The following is an 18,769-nucleotide window of genomic DNA, read 5'->3' as shown; positions in this document are numbered from 1 at the left end:
TTCTATTGCCAAAGCGATGTAAGCGCGTTTCGCAATTCGCAAAATCGGAACTGGTAGCCGTCCTGCAACAGGAGTGTCGGGATGACCTCCGTGCTGCCTAGCAACAAGGCCGACTGTTCGCCAAGCGCCAGGCGGAACAACGCGGCGGGCAAGCGTAGGAGGACCGGCCGTCGCAGCACGCATGCTGCCGTCCGCACGAACTCGGCCTGGCTGCAGGCGCCGGGTGCGGTCAGGTTATAGACCGATGCCTCGCCGCCCAAACCACCATGGCGGCACGCGATCCACTCGAGTGCACCGAGCACGTCGGCGATGTGCACCCAACTCTGCGTCTGTGTCCCGTTCCCGATCACCGCTCCCAGTCCTGCCTGGAGGGCCCGACGCATGGCCGGCAATGCGCCGCCGTGGCCCAGAACAATGCCAAGTCTCACGCAGACCGTGTCGACGCCCAGCGCGCAGGCCGCACGCGCTGCTACTTCCCACTGCTGGCACAGCCGGGCAGCGTAGTCGCTGCCCGGCGCGCTGGCCTCGTCGAGACGACCCGGCGCGGCGGCGCCATAGTAGCCGATTGCCGAAGCACTCACCATCAGCCGAGGGCGCTGCTGCCGTGTCGCCAGCCAGGCCACCAGTTGCTGTGTCAGGCCGATGCGGCTGTCTTCCAGCACGCGCTTGCGGCCCGCCGTCCAGCGCGGGCCCAGGATGGGGGCTCCGGCCAGGTTGATCACCACGTCGAAGGCAGCGTCCGCCGGCAGCGCCTGCAGGCTGGCCGTAAGACGCGCGCCCGCAGGCAATCGCCGCGCCGCGCCGGCAGGTTGACGCGACAACACGGTGACGGCGTGGCCTCCCATCAGCAGGCGGGATACCAGTGCGCGCCCGATAAAGCCGCTGCCGCCGGTGACGAGGAAGCGCTGCGCAGCGGTTCCCGCATCGCATGCAGCCCGCGAACTTGGGGGAATCGAAAGAGCGATCATAGTTTGATCAGGTCGTGGTTACCCAGGAGGATCGACTTGCACAACACGCGATAAGCGTCAGCGTCAAATGCGGGGGCGACCCGGCGCAGCGTGCGTGCGTTGGCGAGATCGGGAGCACTGCCCAGATAGCACCAGTTGCGCACCACGTGGATGCGGGCGACTTCGCCATCGTCCTCGCGCAGCCCAATCGCGCCGTCAAAGGGCCAGCAGGCCACCCGCAGAGATTGCAGCGAAGCCACGAGGCGGCTTCGGTGCATGGTTTCGGTTTCGGCGCCCGCACAGGCGCCGGCGCAGCGGCCCAGCATGGCTCGAAAGCAGCGACCGCGTGCGACGGGCGGCTCCAGGCCCAGAAGATGGAGGCACAAGCGCTGGGCGTCTGCAAGCTCCCGCAGGTGATCCAGTGCCGCGTGGCGGCCGGCGAAGAGGCCATACAGATCGGGTTCGCAGGCGAAGTCGATGCGGCTCGCGTAAACCACCTCAGGCACGCCATCGACGAGGCGCAGCGAACAAAGCTGCTGCTGGCGGCGCAGACGCTGGTTGAATAGCGGCAACTGCTCCTTGATGAGGCGCGCTTCCAGTAGGAGCGCGCCGATCTCGCCGCCGGTGCGCTCATGGTCGATACGCCGCAGTTGCCGCAGCATGCGCGTTTCCCGGGCATTGCGCAGATGCGACAGCACGCGTGCGCGCAGATCAACGCTCTTGCCGATATAAAGCGGCAGTCCGCCTCGCTCGCCATGGAACAGGTAGACGCCCGCGGCACGGGGCAGCGCGCGGGCTGCCTCGCGTAGCGGCTCCAGGACCGACGGCAGCGGGGCGGCGCTCGGCAACGCGTCGTCCTCGGGCCCGACAATGCTGGGAATCGGGGCGGATTGGCGACGGATCCTGCTGTCAGGCTTACGGGGAGGATGCGCTCGCTTCATAGCGAATCGAGTTGCTGTAGCGTGAGTTCAGCGTGCTCCCGCACCTCGGCGCGTGCTTCCGTGCTGAAGCGGTCCCACTGGCGGTAGGCCACGGCCAGGCGCGGCAGCGTGCCGAGACGCCCGCGATGGCGATCGAGGAATTGCCAGTAGAGTGCGTTGTAGGGGCAGGCATTGGCGCCGGTGCGGGCGCGCTTGTCGTATTGGCAGCCCTTGCAATAATCGCCCATGCGGTCGATGTAGGCGGCGCCAGAAATATACGGCTTAGTGGTGATCTGTCCGCCATCGGCGTACTGGCTCATACCCAGCGTATTTGGCAGCTCGACCCATTCGAACGCATCGATGTAGACGCCCAGGTACCAGCGATGCACCGCTTGCGGGTCTAGTCCTGCCAGCAAGGCGAAGTTGCCGATCACCATAAGGCGCTGGATGTGGTGGGCGTAGGCGTCGCTTAGCGATTGCCCGATAGCCAGAGCCAGGCAGCGCATATGCGTGCGCCCGTTCCAGAACCAGGAAGGTAGTGGGCGTCGATGATCCAGCGCATTGAGTTTTCCGTACTCGGGCATGCGCGACCAGTAGACGTTGCGTACGTATTCACGCCAGCCCAGCACCTGGCGAATGAATCCCTCCGCGCTGGCCAGCGGCACGGCACCCGCTCGCCAGGCTTGCTCGACGCGCGCGATGACCTCGCGCGGTGCCAGCATCTTGGTATTGAGGGCAAACGACAGCAGCCCATGGAAGAGCCGCGGCGCTTCGCTGTGCATCGCGTCCTGATAGGGGCCGAATTGCGGCAGTGCGTTGGCGACAAAAGCTTCGAGCTGCTGCAGCGCCTCGGCTCGGTCCTGCGGCCACGGAAGCGAATGCGCCTGCGGTGCGCCGAAGCTGTTCACACCGGCCGCGGTGATAGCTTTCCATAAGGCGGCATGATCGTGGTGCGTGCGGATGTCGGCCGGCAGCGGCGGCGTGCCGCGCCAGGGGTTCCTGTTGTCCGCATCGAAGTTCCAGCGCCCGCCCGCGGGCTCACCGCTGCCGTCGAGCAATACCGCATGGCGCAGACGCATGTGGCGGTAGAAGCGTTCCATCAGCCAGCGCTCCCGGCTGCCGAACCATGACAGCGCCTCGCGCCGCCCGCTGAGGAAGTGTTCGCTGTCTACCATCTGGGCGGAGATCGACAGCTTACACGCGTAATGCTCCAGCATCTGGTCCAGCCGCCATTCGTCAGGTGCCTGGTATTCGAAGCGTCGCACCGCGTACCGGGCAATCAGTGCGTCCAGGTTGGTGCAGAGATGCTGGTGGTTGGCGGGTGCGTCGATGGCGAGGTAGTGTACGCGGTGCCCCGCGGCGCGCAATGCCCTGGCGAAGCGCCGCATCGCGGCGAAGATGGCCAGTATCTTCTGGGCATGGTGCAACACGTAATCGGTCTCCTGCCGAATCTCCATCAGCACGTAGACGACTTCCGGGTCGACCTGGGCGAACCAACTGTGGCGGGAATTGAGTTGGTCGCCGAGAACTAGTCGTAACGTGGTCATGGTCAGGGCCTCCGTGCGGACGTGGTCGGCCTCATTGCCCGGCGCGACCCAGTCGCGAGCTTCGGCGGCAGCGTTCGCTACAGTACCTTACGACGTCCCAGTCTCGGCGCCATTTGCGTCGCCAAGTAAAGGGGCGCCCGCAATACGTGCAGAGTTTGGTCGGCAACGGCGCGCGAGCTGGCATGAGAATGGCAATGGAAGGTAGGCTCGACGGTACCCTGGCAGCGCGGTGCGATCCGTGAGTGCGAAGCGGGAGCATGAACGAGCGTTGTGGCGCACACGCTGCAATGCGGCCGCTTGGCAGGTGGTTCGCGTTCAGCATGTGGGCTGAAGCATCGGGCGCACGTCGGCGCTCATGAGCCTTGACGACGAGCGTCGCTCTTGCGAGGTTCGGCGCATAAAGGCGTCCACGTCATCGAGCACTGGTGCCAATCGGCGCAATGGTGCTGCAAGCGCTCCGACCATCATAGCGTGGCTGGGGCGCTCGTAGTAGCGCACCTGTACGGTGTCGCCACGCGCTCGCAGCACGGCCGCGAAGCGACTCGTGTTGCCCGGATCGACCAGCGCGTCGCGCTGGCCTGAAAGGAGCAGCATCGGTGGTTCATCACCTTGCACGAGATGAATTGGCTGGCTGGCTTCCCTCAGCGGCTCGGGAAAGACTTCTTTCAGCACGGGATCGACCAGGGGCAGGAAATCATAGGGGCCTGACAGGCCGACGACTCCTGCCAGTGCCGTTTTGGCCATGCCTTGGCGAGCGAGGTAGCGTGCGTCGGTGGCCAGCAGGGCAGCGATCTGCGCCCCGGCGGAATGTCCCATGAGGTAGAGCGCCCCGGGATCGGCACCGAGCCCAGCTGCGTGATGGCGTGCCCAGTGGACTGCCTCGGCTGCATCGTCGGCAAACTCCGGAAAGCGTACCTGTGGATAGGTCCGGTAGTCGGGAATCACGACAACGTAGCCGCGCGAGGCCAGCGCTTCGCCGACGAACAGGTAGTCGGAGCGGCTGCCGGACTTCCAACTGCCGCCATAGAAGAAGACCACTATCGCTCGAGGTTTCGTACAGGCTGTTGTCGGCAGATAGACGTCGAGGCGCTGGTCCTTGGTGCCGTAATCCTGGTCCGAGAGCATGTGCCAGGTATCGCGAGGCGCCAAGGCGTTGACTACGCCGACGGCGCTGCAACCTCCGAGCAGCAGCCCTGGCAGTGCTCCGATCAGGGCTCCAAGCGTGGACCAGCGCATCGTGCTTCTCCTCGGACGATCTGCTTTGGGTGGGTGAAAACTATCTGGTAAATATTGCTACTGTGTAGTAACTTTACTTCCGAGATAGTATTCAGGCAACCGGTCATTGGGGCTCAAGTGCCACGACCACGCGCTTTGCAGGTCGATCACGATGGCAGAAGTGCACAGAAATCCATGCGAGTCGCAAGCGAGTAACCGAAATCGTCACCTTCCTGTAGCTATGACACTGGCCACCCCGCTTCCCTTGGATCTCCGTCAAGTGCCCTCGGCTGGACGGTTGCTGCTGAACCTACTGCGACGCATCGTCGCTGGCAGCCTTGTGCTGGTGACCCCTCATGGCGAGAGTATTCGTCTCGGTGAGCCTGGGGCCTTGCCAAGTGCCGAACTGCATATCCACGACTGGCGTGCCTGCGCGCGTATTCTCGCCAGTGGCGATGTGGGGTTCGCCGAGGCGCTGCGGGAGCGTTGGGTCGACTGCCACGACCTGACCAGCCTGCTGCGGCTGGCCCTGGTCAACCGTGCCGCCCTGGATCCGGCCATCTTCGGCAGCGGGCTGGCGCGACTGTGGCTGCGCCTGCGTCACCTGCTGCGACGCAACAGCCGGGCCGGCAGCCGGCGCAATATCCAGGCCCACTACGATCTCGGCAACGCTTTTTACCGGCTCTGGCTGGACGCGGGGATGACCTATTCCAGCGCGCTGTTCGACGGCGACTTCAGCCTGTCCCTCGATCTCGCCCAGCAAGCCAAGTACCGCCGCATCTGGGAACGGGTGGGCGGGCGCGCCGGCATGCATGTGCTGGAGATCGGTTGCGGCTGGGGGGGCTTCATGGAATTGGCCGCCAATGAAGGTGCCTCGGTGCTCGGCATCACGCTCTCCGGGCAGCAGCACGACTTCGCGCGCGAGCGCCTGGCGTCATGGGCCGGGGCCGAGGTGGCGCTGCGCGACTATCGCGAGGTGTCGGGCGAGTACGATGCCATCGTCTCGATCGAAATGTTCGAAGCAGTCGGCGAGGCCTATTGGCCGGCCTATTTCGGCACGCTGCAGCGCTGCCTGCGCCTCGGCGGCCGCGCAATGGTGCAGTCGATCACCATCGATGAGGCGCAGTTTGAGCGCTACCGCGCCGGTTCTGACTTCATCCAGCAGTTCATCTTCCCGGGCGGTATGCTGCCGAGCCGCGAACGATTCGCCACCGCCGCGCAGCGGCATGGGCTGCGCGTCGTCGAGCGCCACGATTTCGGGCGCGACTACGCCGAGACGCTGCGCCGCTGGCGCGCCGGGTTCGAGGCTGCGCAGGAACAGGTGCTGGCGCAGGGCTTCGACGAGGCCTTCCTGCGTATCTGGCGTCTCTACCTGTGCTACTGCGAAGCCGGCTTCGACGAGGGTCGCATCGGGGTGTCGCAATTCCTGCTGGAGCGCAGCTGACCATGGCGCCGGCAGACTTGCTAATGCTGGCAGCCGAAGGGCTTGCCTTGGTGTTCCTCGGGGCTTGGCTGTGGCAATTGCGCACCGGCAATGCCGGCATGGTCGATCCGCTCTGGGCCCTGCCGCTGGGGGCGCTCGCGCCGCTGTATGCGGCGTTGGCCGGCGGCGCGCCGCTATCCCGGTTGCTGGTTGCCATTGGTGGTGGTTTGTGGGGCTTAAGGCTCGGCTTGCACTTGTGGCGGCGCAATGCCGGCAAACCGGAGGACGCGCGCTACCGCAAGCTGCGCGAGGTCTGGGGAGACAGCGTTCAGCCGAAGTTGCTGGGGCTGTTTCTTCTTCAAGGCATCATCTCCCTGGCCTTATCTGTTGCGTTCCTTTTTCCGTGCTTGCGCGACCATTCGCCCGGGGCAGCGACCGTGCTGGCGTTTATCGTTTTATGGCTGATTGCCGTCATCGGGGAGAGCGTGGCCGATAGCCAGTTGCGGCGCTTCGCGTCGCAGCCGGAGAACCGTGGAGAAGTCTGCCGCGTCGGCCTCTGGCAATGGTCGCGCCACCCTAATTACTTCTTCGAGTGCCTGCACTGGGTGGCCTATGTGCCGCTCGCGCTGGGCACGCCGTGGGGGTGGCTGACAGCGCTGGCCCCTGTGCTGATGGGCGCGCTGCTCTGGTACGTGTCCGGCATTCCGCTGCTGGAAGCACACCTGCTGGCAACCCGCTCGGGCTATGCCGACTACATGCGCACCACCAGCGCCCTGGTTCCCTGGCCACCGCGCCACCCAACGCAAGAGAGGAAAGCATGAGCATCCTGACCCCGACCTTGTCCCCCCGTGTCGCACCGGAACCTGGAGAGCACTGGCTGGTCAAGGCCTCCGAGCGGGGCTGGTTACCGGATTGGCTGATCCGTTTTGGAATGCGCCAACTGATGCGGCAGCGCTTGATCGAAGAGGGGCAGGACGACGGCGAATTCCGCTCGGATCGTACGCGTCGACTGCTCGACGAGCTGCGCCAGGGTCCGATCGCGATTGCCACCGAGATGGCCAACCAGCAGCACTACGAGTTGCCGCCGGCCTTCTTTGCCGCGCATCTGGGGCCAAACCTGAAGTATTCCTGCTGTCTCTACCCGTCTGGAGCCGAGTCCTTGCAGGTCGCAGAGGAGGCGATGTTCCAATGCTATGCGGAGCGCGCCAAGCTGGCAGATCGACAGACCATCCTTGACCTGGGCTGCGGCTGGGGTTCGCTGTCGCTGTGGATGGCCAAGCGCTATCCGCGTGCGACCATTGTCGCGCTGTCGAACTCGCACGGCCAGCGGCAATGGATCGAAGCGCGCGCGGCCGAACTGGGCTTGGGCAACCTGACCGTGCATACCGGCGACATCGTGGAATTTGATTTCCCTGACATGCCGTCGGGCGGGCGTTTCGACCGGGTGGTCTCGATCGAAATGTTCGAGCACATGAAGAGCTACGGCAGCCTGCTGGCCAAGGTGGCGCGCTGGATGAAGGCGGATGCGATGTTGTTCGTGCACATGTTCGCCCACCGCACGCTGGCTTATCACTTCGAGGTACGCGACGCGACGGACTGGATGAGCCGCCATTTCTTCACCGGCGGTACCATGCCGTCGGAAGCGCTCCTGCTGCATTTTCAGGACGACCTGCGTGTGGAGCGCCAATGGTGGCTGAGCGGCGAGCATTACGCACGCACCGCCGGGCACTGGCTGGCCGGCCTTGACGCGGCGCGCGGCCAACTGATGCCAATCCTGGCGCAGGCCTACGGCGAGGCCGGGGCACCGCTCTGGTTTCAGCGCTGGCGCATGTTCTACATGGCCGTGGCCGAGTTGTTCGGCTATGGCGGCGGCAACGAGTGGGGGGTGGTCCACTATCGCTTCGTCAAGCGCTGAGGCGGGTGCACTGATCTTCCGGTGTGCCGGTGCCGTCGCAGCGGGCAGCCGCATGGACCAGCAGCGGCAGGGCCAGGGCCCAGCCAGCGGCCAGCACCGCCAGCGCGTGCACGGGATCGGGAAACGTGGCGGCGCCCAGCGCGACGCCGGCACGGAACGACAGCGGCCCGGCCACGGCGCCGAGCAGGGCCGCCAGCCATGGCCGGCCACGCAGCCAGGAAAAGAGGACATTCAATTGCAACGCGAGCAATATCCACAAGCCGACCAGCCAGAGCGGCGCGCCGCCCGGCAGCGTGATGACGTGTGCGTATTGGACGAGCCCCAGACGGACGAGAGTCGTTTCCCAGAATGCGCCGCCCAGCGCTACGCCGGCGAGCAGGCACGCCTCGCGGCCCGGCCGAGGCACCTGCCACAGGTGGAGTGCCAGAACCGTGAGCGTGAAGGCCGGGCCCAGCCACGCCGCACCGTGCGCGGCGCCGAGCACCGCGGCGAACCAGCCGGCCTGGCCGAGCAGGGCGTAAGCAAGCCGGCGAGAGGTGGTGTGACGCATGCTGATTCCCGGTCAGCCCGCTGGAGACGGGCAATCCGACTTGGCGCCGTGGCGATGACGTTGGCGCTCGTCGCCGCCTGCGGTGCATCCCCACCCAACCAGAACCCGCGTGCGGAACTGCCGCTGAAGACGGTGCCGGTCGACCTGCCACGCTATATGGGCAAGTGGTATGTCATCGCCAACATCCCTTACTTCGGCGAGCGCGGCAATGTGGCCAGCTATGCCGAGTGGGTGCTGCGCGATGACGGCCGTATCGATGACCACTATGTCTACCGGCCCGGCAGCTTCGATGCGCCGACCAAACGCATGACCTTTCTCGATACGCCAGTGCCCGGCTCGGGCGGTGGCGAATGGCGCGTGCGGCTGTTCTGGCCGGTGACCGTGCAGCAGCTCACCCTCTACGTGGATCCAGACTACCAGGTCACGCTGCTCGGCTATCCAGGCAAGAGCCTGGGCTGGGTGTTTGCGCGCCGGCCGGACATGGACGACGGTACGTATCAGGCGCTGCTGCGGCGGCTTGACGAGATGGGCTACGATATCTCGCGCTTCCGTCGCGTTCCGCAATTCCCGTCGCAGCTGGGCCAGCCGGGCTTCCAGTCGCCGGGCGACAAGGAGTGAGTGCGCAATGGCGTCGCGTCGGGTCGCGCAACGCCACTGACAAAGGGGAAGCGGGATGCGATGGCTTGTCATCGGACTGGCGGCGCTGTGGTTAGGGTCGGCCTGGGGCCGTTGCGAGGACGGCCCGCCACCGCTGCGCCTGCACGGTGAGGGGCAACTCTGCCTTCTGGGATTCTGCCTGTACGACGCTCGCCTGTGGACCGCTCGACCCGGATTCAGCTATGAAGCGCCGTTCGCGCTCGACATCGTCTACCGACGCAGTATTCCTCGCGCGCGCATGATCGATACCGCGCTCGACGAGATCCGGCGCCTCAGCGATCCACCGCCGCCGGAGGTCACCCTCGAACGCTGGCGTGCGGCCATGATGCCGGCTTTCATCGACACGCGGCCGGGCGACGCCATCTGCGGCGTCTATCTGCCTGGCCGGGGCGTACGCTTCTACGTCAACGGTAGCGCCAGCGCGGAAATTGATGACCCCGTCTTCGCGCGGGCTTTCTTCGATATCTGGCTGTCTCCCGCGACCCGGGCCGGCAGCTTGCGGGAGCGCTTGCTCGGCGGCCGATGAAGGAGTTCTGCATGTGGCGTCTGCCTGGTAAGGGCTGTTGCGGGGGCAGGTGGCGGCGTTTGCGATCGCTATTTTCAATCCACTGCTCAATCCACTGCGCAAGCCACGATGCTCAGGTCGAAGGCGGTTCACGAGAGGCGGCATGAGATGCTGCGTTCGCCTGCGTCGTGCCGCCGGCGGTCGCTACAGCCGCCTCCGGCGGGCGGCTGCCGTAGAACGGCACCTTGCGCCGCCACAGCCGCAAGGCCTGCCAGTGGATGCGCACGATCACCGCGAGCGCCATCCATGGTTGGCGACACAGCGCGCCCAACACCGGGCCAGCGGTGAAGGGGAGCAGGCGGCCGCCGATGGCGGTGCGGATCAGCGGGCCGTCGGCGTCGTGGTAAGTGATGCCTACGAAAGCGGTATCGGGCGTGGTGCGCACGCGGAACTGGTAGCCACCCTCGACGCGGCAGAAGGGCGATACGTGCAGCACTTTGCGGCAATGGAGGACGGTGGCGGGCTCGATGGGGCCGCCGTCGGGCGCCGCCAGCAGGTAGGCGTGGTGCTCGCCGAAGGTGTTGTTGACCTCGGCCAGCAGGGCACGCAGGTCGCCGGAGCGGTCGTGGCATAGCCAGAAACTGACGGGATTGAAGGCATACCCGAGTACGCGCGGGAAGGTCTGCAGCCAGATCTCGCCGTCGGCGGCCAGGCCGGCCTCGCGCAGGCGGGCGCGCATCCAGGGCGCCAGTTCGCTGCCGTCGCGCGGGCCGTAGTCGCGCCTCCGCAGGCTCAGCAGGCGAAGACGGTCGACGCCGAACCACCAGCGCCGCAGGTGCGGCAGGGCATCGAGGTTCAGGCGCAGGCAGAACACCGGGTAGACAAAGCGATGGCGCACTGGGCGCAGGCGCTCGTGCATCACGTCGGCGCGCAAGAGTTGCGCATCGCTGCCGCCCGCGCCCGGCATGTGGCTCATGGCTTGCCCCAGGCCGGCAGGACGTCGAAGTCGGTCGCCACGCGCAGCGCCGAGCGCAGGCCATCCTCGTGGAAGCCGTAGCCGGTCCAGGCGCCCGCGAACCAGGTACGCCGCCGTCCCTGCAGCGCTGGCAGGCGGGCCTGCGCTGCCACCGCGGTCAGGTCTAAGAGTGGATGCTGATAGACGAAGCGGCGCAACTCGCTGCCGGGCGCCGGCGCCACGATCGGGTTCAAGGTCACCACCACCGGCTGGCGGAAGGGCAGGCGCTGGAGCTGGTTGAGCAGGTAGCTGACGCAGACCGGCCGCTGCCCGGCGTCGTCCCGGCCGCCGACGTAGTTCCACGCGGACCAGGCGCGGCGCCGGCGCGGCAGCAGCGCGGCATCGGTATGCAACACGGCGATGTTGCGCTGGTAGCGCACGGCGTCAAGCACTTCGCGCTCGGCGCCGTCGGCGTCCTGCAGCAGCGCGGCGCTGATCGGGGCATGCGTGGCCAGCACCACGGCATCGAAGCGCTCCATGCCGGCATCCGTGCAGAGGTCAACACCGTCGGCGTCACGTCGCACGGTCCGCACCGGCGTGCGCAGGCGCACATCGTCCAGTGTGGCGGCAATGCGGCGCACGTACTCGCGGGAGCCGCCGGCCACGGTCTGCCATTGCGGCCGGCCGTTGACCTGCAGCAGGGCATGGTTGAGGCAGAAACGCAGGAAGGTGGCGGCGGGAAAGCGCAGGATGTCCGCCGGCGCGCTCGACCAGATAGCTGCCGCCATCGGCAGCAGGTAGTGCTGCCGGAAGGGCTGTCCGTAGTTGCCGGCCACCAGCAGTTGCTCGACCGAGCAGCCGTCGCGCAGGCTCACCTTCAAGTGCTGCTCGGCAGCACGGTTGAAGCGCAGGATATCGCGCAGCATGCCGAGGAATCTGGGCGAGAAGGCATTGCTGCGCTGGGCGAATACGGTATTCAGGTTGCTGCCTGCCCACTCCAGGCGGCCCTGGTCGAGCGATACCGAGAAGGACATGTCGCTCGGGTGCGTCTGCACGCCCAGTTCGGCGAACAGTGCGAGCAGATTGGGATAGGTGCGCTCGTTGAAGACTAGGAAGCCGGTATCGACGGGATGCGTGCGGCCGTCCAGTGTGATATCGGCGGTGTTGGCATGGCCGCCCAGGTAGTCGCCTGCCTCGAACAGTGTGACGGCATGGCGGCGCGCCAGCAGGTAGGCGCTGGCGAGGCCGGCGATGCCGGCACCCACCACCGCGATACGCCGCCCGCGCGGATACGTGCCAGGTGCGCCACTCATCGGCAGCCCCAGGCGCTCGTTCCTGGTATGCCACGAAGCTTGGGCGCAACTTTTACAGTTCTTCTCATGGTCTCGCCGGATTGAGTGCTAAGATAAAACTACCGCTTTGGAAGAAAGATTACTACATAGTAGCGAGATTTACTAATGAGTATTTTTGGCAGGCTCAGCTTCAAGGATCAAGCTTTCAAGCTCCGCGAGGACGCCATTCTCGATGCCGCCACGCGCACCTTGGCGGCCAAGGGCTTCGACCTGATGACGATGGACGACGTGGCGGCCGAGGTCGGCATCTCCAAGCCCAGCCTCTACAAGCACTTCAAGTCCAAAGAGGATCTGGTGGGCGAGGTGATGGTGAGGCTGGTGGACGGCGCCTTGGAGCAACTCGAGGCGCAGCCGGCCGGCCTGACACCGGCTGGCCGTCTGCGTGCGCTTCTGGAGTGGGCGCTGCGCGTGCGCCTGGGTGGCGGGCTGCCCTTCCTGCCATCGACCAGCCCGCATGTGCGCGCCATGCTGACGCGCAACCTGCGCTATGTGACGCGCGTGCTCAAGCTCAACAAGCAGTTGGAGGGACTGGTGGACGAGGCACGCCGCAACGGCGAGTTCAATGCCGACCTGCCCACCGATGTCATCCTGTTCAGCTACTACGCGCGCAGCTGCGATCCGGCTGTGGAGTACCTGCAGCTCTACAGCAAGATGGATACGGACGCCATTGTCGAATCGATGCTCAAGGTATGCTTTGATGGCCTTTGCACTGCTTCCGAGCACCGGTAGCACAAGTGAATCGGCACTTTACGACTATCTGCGTGACAGTCGCTTGCAAGCCAACCCCCCTCGTTATGGGGGTATATTTTTTTGGCGAGTATCCGGTGATTTTTTCATCAAAAAGACTTCGGTGCTTCGAGCTCGATGGTGCCCCAAGAATGCTGCGAGCTTCTGAGGTACGGCCTGATCTCTGGGTTGCCGTCCACGCCTAGGTTGACACCTCCGTAGCGCGTATCGAGTGTTGCTGACTAAGACAAGTGGACGATTCTGCCGCAAGAAAAGAGGGCATAGGCGCGGGGAGTGCCTATGCCCTTGTTGAAAATGCAACGGGGTCATATTCGTTGCATGGCCACATTATGTTGTCGCGCAGCAATCTCTCATCCCCCCAAAAGCATGGTTAACCAAAAAGTGGGGTAAAGGATCTGCCAGTGTCGTTTCAGTTACTTTGTTCGGCAAATATTTTTGTGATTTATGAATAACAATCAGGGGCACTTCAGGTGAGTGAATTGTTAAGATAATTGTCCCATCAGTGCCCACAAATCGTCGTCGATAATCGGCTTGCCCGTCCCCTCTGTCCTGTGTCACAACGGATGAGGTTCACAGGTTCGCCTTGCAGTTAACAGTTGCTCATCGGGCCTGGCCCGACCTCGAAGGATGAAGCAGGCTTGTGGCATCCGCCGCGAACGCCAGGGGTAACATGAGCACGCAGCGGCAACTGAGGTCGGCGTTGGGATTGGTGGTGCCCCGGAGCCCGTTTAACAGTTGGACCCGCAGCCCTGCGCGCACCCCAAATTGTGACCACGGCAATCACTGCCTAAAACACGCTTACCAGAATTCGATTACGAGGGCTGCTGCCCCTGCTGTCTATCTGGCAGGAGGCAACATGCAGGTTCTCAACCCCCGCTGCGCCGGACTGGACGCGCACAAGGACACCGTTGTGGCCTGCGTGCGCTGCGTATCGGCACCTCAGCATCACGAAGTACGCACTTTCCTCACCACCACGACTGGCCTGCTGGCCCTGGCTGACTGGCTGACTGGCTGGCCCAGCACGCCTGCACCCATGTGGCCATGGAGGCCACTGGCGTCGTCTATTGGAAGCCCGTCTAGCACATCCTCGATGCCCAGTTCGAGTTAGTCCTGGCCAAAGCCCGGCACATCCTCAACGTCCCCGGGCGCAAGACCGATGTCAACGACGCGACGTGGATCGCCGATCTGCTTGCACACGGCCTGATCCGCTCCAGCTTTGTTCCGCCCGCGCCGACCCAAGAACTGCGCGATATGACGCGCACACGCAAACAATTGGTGCGCGAGATTAGCCAGCAGAGCCTGCACATCCAGAAGGTGCTCGAGGACGCCAATCTCAAGCTCGCCAGTGTGCTGTCGAACATACTCGGTTGCAGCGGTCGCGCCATGCTCAATGCCATCGTGGCGGGCGAAGACAACCCCGAGCGCCTGGCTGCGCTGGCTCTGGGAACTGCGCGCCAAAAGACGCTTGAGCTGCGCGAGGCCCTGCGCGGGCGCATTACCGCGCATCACCGGACCCTGCTCAAGCTGCATCTGGACGTCATCAATGCACTAGAGCACACGCTCGCGGAACTGGACGCCACCGTGGGAAAAGCACTCGCGCCGATCCGGCAACGTGTCCGCCTGCTCACCACCATCCCCGGGGTTAGCGACGTGACCGCCCAGGTCATACTGGCCGAGATTGGCGCCAACATGACGCGCTTCCCCGATGCAGCCCATCTCATATCCTGGGCAGGCCTCTGTCCACGTAACGATGAGAGCGCCGGAAAGCGCCGCAGTACCCGCGTGCGCAAGAGCGCTACATGGCTGAAGACCGCGCTGGTCACCGCCGCATGGGCCGCAGTACGCGCGAAAAACACTTACCTGCATGCCCAGTTTCTGCGTACCAAGGCCAGACGTGGCGCAAAGAAAGCCATCCTGGCGCTCGCTGCCTCCATCCTCACGGCCACCTGGCACATGCTCTCCGATGGCCTTGAATATGCGGACCTCGGCCCCGATTACTTCAGCCGACACGACGTTAGCAAAGCCATCCAACGACTCCTTAAACGACTTGCCGACCTGGGCTGCCAGCTTCAACCAACCTCTCCGACATGAGGCATAGGCACATTAGTTGCGCACACAACTAATTTAACATAATCTTTATTATGCGAATTTTGTGTGTTACGGCCAAATAGTATTGTCGTACTTGGGCCAATTAGAACTGTCGCAGTGCTTGCCAGTCCTGGCAAGCTGGCGGCTTTCCGTCCGTCCGAGACTGGAGGCCGCCATGGGCAAGCCCGAGATTCTGACCGTGACGATGCGCGAACTGGACCGACTCAAGGTGATACAGGCCGTGGTGGAGCACGGCCTGGCGGTCTGGCGCGCCGCCGAGAAGCTGGGCTTGTCGCGCCGGCAGGTGGAGCGCTTGGCGCAGCGGTACCGGGCGGATGGGCCGAGCGGCCTCGCTTCGCGCAAGCGCGGCCGCCCCGGCAACCGCCAGTTGCCGCCTGGCCTGGAGTCTCGCGTGTGCGGACTGATCCGTGACAGCTACGCCGACTTCGGCCCAACGCTGGCCGCCGAGAAACTGCGGGAGCGTCATGGCATCGACCTGGCCAAGGAAACGGTGCGCCGGATCATGGTCGACGCGGGCTTCTGGGTGCCGCGCAGGCAGCGCCCGCCCAAGGTCCACCAGCCGCGCAATCGGCGGGCCTGCCTGGGCGAGCTGGTCCAGATCGACGGCAGCGACCACCACTGGTTCGAAGACCGCGCGCCGGCGTGCACGCTGCTGGTCTATGTCGACGACGCCACCGGCCGGCTGATGCAGCTGCTGTTCGTGCCGACCGAGTCGACCCCCGCCTATTTCACCGCCACCCGGGCCTATCTCGAGCGGCACGGCAAGCCGCAGGCGTTCTATTCGGACAAGTTCAGCGTGTTCCGGGTCAGCGCTAAGGCCAACGCCGAAGGCCGAGGCTATACGCAGTTCGGACGGGCGTTGTTCGAGCTGAATATCGACATCCTGTGCGCCAATTCCAGCCAGGCCAAGGGCCGCGTCGAACGGATGAACGGCACGCTGCAGGACCGCCTGGTCAAGGAGCTGCGGTTGCGCGGCATCAGCTCGATGGACGCCGCCAACGCCTATGCGCCGACGTTTATCGCGGACTTCAACGCGCGCTTTGCCAAGGTGCCAAAGAGCGATTTCAACGCGCACCGGCCGCTGCGTGGCGACGAGGATCTGGAACGAATCTTCAGCTGGCGCGAGTGGCGCAAGGTGTCGGCCAGCCTCACGCTGCAATACGACAAGGTGATGTACCTGCTGGAGGACCGGCCCGAGCACCGCCGCCTGATCCATCGCTACATCGAAGTGGCCGACTATCCGGACGGGCACGTGGAACTGTGGGCCGATGGCGCTGCCCTGCCCTACACCACCTACCACCGGCTCTCGGAGATCGACCAGGGCGCCATCGTGGAAAACAAGCGGCTGGGGCACGTGCTGGATATCGCCGCCCAGGTACAAGCGCTGCGCGACGACCGGCATCAGGCCGGCCCGTCGCGGACGCTGCAGGGCGAGCCACCACGGCCGCAGCACCCGCCGGGGCACGTAAAGCGTCAGCGGCTGATCAATCGGATCGACCTGGAGCGGGCGATCAAGGGTACGCCCCGGCCCTAGTTGGCCGCTTGCTGCCCGATAGCGGACGCCGGGCCCGCCCGATGCTGAAGGGCGGCTACCGACCCTAAGCATTCATTGGGCAACCTGGTAGTGGTGACCGCCACCGAACCCTTAGCGGTCAGTCGTCCTTGCTGGAAGCAGACATTCCATGCGTCGGATTAAATCACCCGAGGAACCCCAGGAGTTCGAGTTGCGCGGGTCTCTCCCGCGATCAGGCTGTCGAGCATTCCGTCGAACTCTCGGGCCAATTTAAGGTGTTGGCGCACGGAAGGCAGATACTCCGCTCGACTTGTTATGGCACTTACGGTCGACCGGAGGGTGCGCAGAATCTGCTTTGACACGCAGTATTCATGCTGAAGTCCCTCACCCTTCTGCCATAGATATTCCTTGAGGGCATCAAATGCTGAGGGATCGAAACTGTCGGCCGTGAGAAGCTTGCCGACAGAGCGATCCACCAACTCATCCAGTTTGATATCAAAATCGTTTTCCGACATAAGCGTCCTTCGGTTCCTGCGTCGCTAATGCGTCGCATATCAGCGGAGGAGTATAGCGATTGTCCAGCGGTGACTGTCCCCGATTGGCCGTCAGTCGCCATCTAAAGGGGCCGTCCAACTTGGTCGAAGTCCGCGCGAATGCTCGTCGCGCACCTTCTCCAGCGATGCCTTGTCACCCATCTCCGCTTCAATTTCTCCGATGCATCCCCAACAATCGCCACCGCAGTCCACGGACAATGGATCGTCGCCTCGATTCAGTTCACGCCCGCAAATCTGGCATCTCATTGTCAAACTCCGAGGATAGATGTAATTCCGATATTGGCTACATTCTGCCTTCATTAGACTGTTCGCCTCGAGCGCCTAATGAAAGCCTGAAGGTCCATGGACATCACTGCGGCAATCAGTTCAGTAATGTTGGTATGCCGCCCGGAAGGGGCGGCTGCGGCGAACGCTTCTCAGGATTGTGTGCAATCAGGGCCCTCATGTCGAGTGCCGGCTTCTGGCCGAACCCGGTCGGCAGCCGCCTGGTCGCCACCGATCGGAGCCAAGCGTCCCTGACCGGTCTGGCCGAGGCGCGACACCTTGCGGAGCGCGTCCGCGCGACCGCCCCGGCTGAGCGCGCGGCCCCGCAGCCCCCCGCAAGCACGCGGTCAGTTGAACTTGGCCCACCGCGCCGCCAGCGCCCCACCCGGCGCGGGACTCCGTCGCGTCAGGCCAGCCCCACCGCCCCACCGAAAACTCGCCAAAGCCTCCAAGCTCGCACAAAAAGCACGCCCGTGCCGACATTTGAATGTAGCCAGCCACGCGACAACTGAGAACCGCCTAGACATTGTGTGTAGCGGCTAAGTAGAAATGTCCGCCTAGCCTGTCGTTCATGGTATCCAGCCTGCCCGGTTATTCGCTGCGGCCCGAAGCAAGGTTTGCGTCGATCCACGATGCTACGTCGGTGACTGGAATGGCATGGCGTTGATTGAACGTCCCATGCTTGTCCCACGCGACACCCCGCCCTTGAGCAAAAGCCGCACGATACTTGCGCATCATATTGTGCGGATCGCGCGCCAGCTCATCCAGCAAATACTGCTCACTCCACTCCGAACGGCTGAAGGGGCGGCCGAGGGCCGCTTGCAGCTTGTCTGCGACCTCTCCGTATGTCACGGTGTCGCCGGCGAGATAGACGATCTCGTTTCGGATACGGGGTTGGGCGAACACGATCGCGGCAGTCAGCGCTCCGATGTCATCGGGCGTCGTCAGCGTCACGGCGGTTTCGAGGCTGCCCAGCGCGTGGACTGCGTCGTTTTGCAGGTCAACGACACCGAAGTCTCGCTCAAACAGGTAGCTCATGAACATGCCGGTCGAGATGATGACCCACTCGGTATCGTGCTGACTGCGCAGCAACTCGCGCACGTCGAGCTGTGCGTCGAAGATGTCCTGCGGACTGCCACGACCGATCACATCGAAATCGACCCCGAACTGCCACGGGAAGTACCTCGGGATGCGCGCCTGCAACGCCGCCCGCGCCAACTTCATTGGCGTGTCGATGCCGGCTGCGTAGCCCGCACAACCGATTACCGTGTCATATCCTGCGAATACGCCTGCGAGCTCATCGATAGAACTCTTCACAAGATCGCCTACGACGATCTGGATCCCAAGGTCTCGAATCTCCCAGATATCATGTTGCTTGGCCGGTGCGTTGGACTCAACGGCACTTGCGCGCAGCAGCACGCTGATCTTCGCGCCGGCCACGTCCTTCGCTCGACGTGCGAGATTGCGTAGCACTGGAAGGCCGAGTTCGCCGGCACCGAGCACGAGAATGTTTTGAGACCTGGCGTTAGGATCTGTTTGGTTCATCTTCTAGCATGCTGAGGAATGTGTTGCGGCAGTCTAGCAATGCGTGGACGT

The 18,769-nt window shown here is 64.3% G+C and carries 17 protein-coding genes and 1 pseudogene; 8 read left to right on the top strand and 10 right to left on the bottom strand.

Annotation, left to right across the window (positions count from 1 at the left end):
• Positions 1 to 2 precede the first annotated feature (2 nt).
• The 5 genes from BKK81_RS33680 to BKK81_RS33665 form a co-directional block, all read right to left on the bottom strand.
• The gene (locus tag BKK81_RS33680; protein ID WP_083384891.1) at positions 3 to 968 is read right to left on the bottom strand and encodes a TIGR01777 family oxidoreductase; all 966 of its coding nucleotides are present in this window, start codon (positions 966 to 968) and stop codon (positions 3 to 5) included.
• Entirely contained in the window at positions 965 to 1,888 is a 924-nt protein-coding gene (gene cho, locus BKK81_RS33675) for an excinuclease Cho (RefSeq protein ID WP_083384889.1), read from the bottom strand. The genes BKK81_RS33680 and cho overlap by 4 nt, the downstream gene beginning before the upstream one ends.
• The gene (locus BKK81_RS33670) at positions 1,885 to 3,414 is read right to left on the bottom strand and encodes a cryptochrome/photolyase family protein (protein ID WP_071023268.1); all 1,530 of its coding nucleotides are present in this window, start codon (positions 3,412 to 3,414) and stop codon (positions 1,885 to 1,887) included. The genes cho and BKK81_RS33670 overlap by 4 nt, the downstream gene beginning before the upstream one ends.
• A gap of 31 nt (positions 3,415 to 3,445) precedes the next feature.
• Entirely contained in the window at positions 3,446 to 3,598 is a 153-nt protein-coding gene (locus BKK81_RS34980) for a DUF2256 domain-containing protein (RefSeq protein WP_083384887.1), read from the bottom strand.
• A gap of 131 nt (positions 3,599 to 3,729) precedes the next feature.
• Complete coding sequence (locus BKK81_RS33665) at positions 3,730 to 4,650, bottom strand: alpha/beta hydrolase (protein ID WP_071023265.1); 921 nt, start codon at positions 4,648 to 4,650, stop codon at positions 3,730 to 3,732.
• 220 nt (positions 4,651 to 4,870) lie between these two features.
• Here BKK81_RS33665 and BKK81_RS33660 point away from each other — a divergent pair, with 220 nt between their 5' ends.
• From BKK81_RS33660 to BKK81_RS33650, 3 genes are read left to right on the top strand one after another with little or no spacing between them, the layout of a single operon-like run.
• Positions 4,871 to 6,073 carry an SAM-dependent methyltransferase gene (locus BKK81_RS33660; protein ID WP_071023262.1) on the top strand — a complete coding sequence of 401 codons (1,203 nt, stop codon included), beginning with the start codon at positions 4,871 to 4,873 and terminating at the stop codon, positions 6,071 to 6,073.
• A gap of 2 nt (positions 6,074 to 6,075) precedes the next feature.
• Positions 6,076 to 6,873 (top strand): DUF1295 domain-containing protein, encoded by a 798-nt coding sequence (locus BKK81_RS33655; RefSeq protein ID WP_071023259.1) that lies wholly within the window; start codon positions 6,076 to 6,078, stop codon positions 6,871 to 6,873.
• Positions 6,870 to 7,967, top strand: coding sequence for an SAM-dependent methyltransferase (locus BKK81_RS33650; RefSeq protein ID WP_071012736.1), 1,098 nt, complete (start codon positions 6,870 to 6,872; stop codon positions 7,965 to 7,967). The genes BKK81_RS33655 and BKK81_RS33650 overlap by 4 nt, the downstream gene beginning before the upstream one ends.
• Here BKK81_RS33650 and BKK81_RS33645 read toward each other — a convergent pair.
• Positions 7,957 to 8,517 carry a DUF2878 domain-containing protein gene (locus BKK81_RS33645; protein WP_071023256.1) on the bottom strand — a complete coding sequence of 187 codons (561 nt, stop codon included), beginning with the start codon at positions 8,515 to 8,517 and terminating at the stop codon, positions 7,957 to 7,959. The two genes, BKK81_RS33650 and BKK81_RS33645, sit on opposite strands and share 11 nt — an antisense overlap.
• 54 nt (positions 8,518 to 8,571) lie before the next feature.
• On the opposite strand from BKK81_RS33645, the gene BKK81_RS33640 reads away from it, so the two are divergent.
• Both BKK81_RS33640 and BKK81_RS33635 read left to right on the top strand, forming a co-directional pair.
• Positions 8,572 to 9,135 carry a lipocalin family protein gene (locus BKK81_RS33640; RefSeq protein WP_197524087.1) on the top strand — a complete coding sequence of 188 codons (564 nt, stop codon included), beginning with the start codon at positions 8,572 to 8,574 and terminating at the stop codon, positions 9,133 to 9,135.
• A 55-nt stretch (positions 9,136 to 9,190) separates the two neighbouring features.
• Complete coding sequence (locus BKK81_RS33635) at positions 9,191 to 9,700, top strand: chalcone isomerase family protein (RefSeq protein ID WP_156811590.1); 510 nt, start codon at positions 9,191 to 9,193, stop codon at positions 9,698 to 9,700.
• 112 nt (positions 9,701 to 9,812) lie between these two features.
• Here BKK81_RS33635 and BKK81_RS33630 read toward each other — a convergent pair whose 3' ends face one another.
• Complete coding sequence (locus BKK81_RS33630; RefSeq protein WP_071012732.1) at positions 9,813 to 10,655, bottom strand: DUF1365 domain-containing protein; 843 nt, start codon at positions 10,653 to 10,655, stop codon at positions 9,813 to 9,815.
• Positions 10,652 to 11,947, bottom strand: a complete 1,296-nt coding sequence (locus BKK81_RS33625; RefSeq protein WP_071023253.1) for an NAD(P)/FAD-dependent oxidoreductase — start codon at positions 11,945 to 11,947, stop codon at positions 10,652 to 10,654. The genes BKK81_RS33630 and BKK81_RS33625 overlap by 4 nt, the downstream gene beginning before the upstream one ends.
• Before the next feature lie 144 nt (positions 11,948 to 12,091).
• On the opposite strand from BKK81_RS33625, the gene BKK81_RS33620 reads away from it, so the two are divergent.
• From BKK81_RS33620 to BKK81_RS33610, 3 genes and pseudogenes are all read left to right on the top strand, one after another.
• Positions 12,092 to 12,715, top strand: coding sequence for a TetR/AcrR family transcriptional regulator (locus BKK81_RS33620; RefSeq protein WP_071012729.1), 624 nt, complete (start codon positions 12,092 to 12,094; stop codon positions 12,713 to 12,715).
• Positions 12,716 to 13,589: 874 nt separating this feature from the next.
• Positions 13,590 to 14,824, top strand: a pseudogene (locus BKK81_RS33615) (IS110 family transposase).
• A gap of 172 nt (positions 14,825 to 14,996) precedes the next feature.
• A complete protein-coding gene (locus BKK81_RS33610) occupies positions 14,997 to 16,376 on the top strand; it encodes an ISNCY family transposase (RefSeq protein WP_083384526.1) in 1,380 nt (459 codons plus the stop codon).
• A gap of 158 nt (positions 16,377 to 16,534) precedes the next feature.
• Here BKK81_RS33610 and BKK81_RS35880 read toward each other — a convergent pair whose 3' ends face one another.
• Entirely contained in the window at positions 16,535 to 16,870 is a 336-nt protein-coding gene (locus BKK81_RS35880; RefSeq protein WP_071073779.1) for a hypothetical protein, read from the bottom strand.
• A gap of 894 nt (positions 16,871 to 17,764) precedes the next feature.
• A complete protein-coding gene (locus BKK81_RS33605) occupies positions 17,765 to 18,718 on the bottom strand; it encodes an aromatic alcohol reductase (RefSeq protein ID WP_071023251.1) in 954 nt (317 codons plus the stop codon).
• Between the last annotated feature and the right edge of the window lie 51 nt (positions 18,719 to 18,769).

Source organism: Cupriavidus sp. USMAHM13, from assembly GCF_001854285.1.
In the GTDB taxonomy this organism is placed as follows: Bacteria; Pseudomonadota; Gammaproteobacteria; order Burkholderiales; family Burkholderiaceae; genus Cupriavidus; species Cupriavidus malaysiensis.
This window is presented reverse-complemented; position numbering and strand designations above follow the sequence as displayed.

Excerpts from the sequence above, each read along its gene's own strand:
- BKK81_RS33680 (WP_083384891.1), bottom strand. The coding sequence starts at position 968 with ATGATCGCTCTTTCGATTCCCCCAAGTTCGCGGGCTGCATGCGATGCG.
- cho (WP_083384889.1), bottom strand. The coding sequence starts at position 1,888 with ATGAAGCGAGCGCATCCTCCCCGTAAGCCTGACAGCAGGATCCGTCGC.
- BKK81_RS33670 (WP_071023268.1), bottom strand. The coding sequence starts at position 3,414 with ATGACCACGTTACGACTAGTTCTCGGCGACCAACTCAATTCCCGCCAC.
- BKK81_RS34980 (WP_083384887.1), bottom strand. The coding sequence starts at position 3,598 with ATGCCAGCTCGCGCGCCGTTGCCGACCAAACTCTGCACGTATTGCGGG.
- BKK81_RS33665 (WP_071023265.1), bottom strand. The coding sequence starts at position 4,650 with ATGCGCTGGTCCACGCTTGGAGCCCTGATCGGAGCACTGCCAGGGCTG.
- BKK81_RS33660 (WP_071023262.1), top strand. The coding sequence starts at position 4,871 with ATGACACTGGCCACCCCGCTTCCCTTGGATCTCCGTCAAGTGCCCTCG.
- BKK81_RS33655 (WP_071023259.1), top strand. The coding sequence starts at position 6,076 with ATGGCGCCGGCAGACTTGCTAATGCTGGCAGCCGAAGGGCTTGCCTTG.
- BKK81_RS33650 (WP_071012736.1), top strand. The coding sequence starts at position 6,870 with ATGAGCATCCTGACCCCGACCTTGTCCCCCCGTGTCGCACCGGAACCT.
- BKK81_RS33645 (WP_071023256.1), bottom strand. The coding sequence starts at position 8,517 with ATGCGTCACACCACCTCTCGCCGGCTTGCTTACGCCCTGCTCGGCCAG.
- BKK81_RS33640 (WP_197524087.1), top strand. The coding sequence starts at position 8,572 with ATGACGTTGGCGCTCGTCGCCGCCTGCGGTGCATCCCCACCCAACCAG.
- BKK81_RS33635 (WP_156811590.1), top strand. The coding sequence starts at position 9,191 with ATGCGATGGCTTGTCATCGGACTGGCGGCGCTGTGGTTAGGGTCGGCC.
- BKK81_RS33630 (WP_071012732.1), bottom strand. The coding sequence starts at position 10,655 with ATGAGCCACATGCCGGGCGCGGGCGGCAGCGATGCGCAACTCTTGCGC.
- BKK81_RS33625 (WP_071023253.1), bottom strand. The coding sequence starts at position 11,947 with ATGAGTGGCGCACCTGGCACGTATCCGCGCGGGCGGCGTATCGCGGTG.
- BKK81_RS33620 (WP_071012729.1), top strand. The coding sequence starts at position 12,092 with ATGAGTATTTTTGGCAGGCTCAGCTTCAAGGATCAAGCTTTCAAGCTC.
- BKK81_RS33610 (WP_083384526.1), top strand. The coding sequence starts at position 14,997 with ATGGGCAAGCCCGAGATTCTGACCGTGACGATGCGCGAACTGGACCGA.
- BKK81_RS35880 (WP_071073779.1), bottom strand. The coding sequence starts at position 16,870 with ATGTCGGAAAACGATTTTGATATCAAACTGGATGAGTTGGTGGATCGC.
- BKK81_RS33605 (WP_071023251.1), bottom strand. The coding sequence starts at position 18,718 with ATGAACCAAACAGATCCTAACGCCAGGTCTCAAAACATTCTCGTGCTC.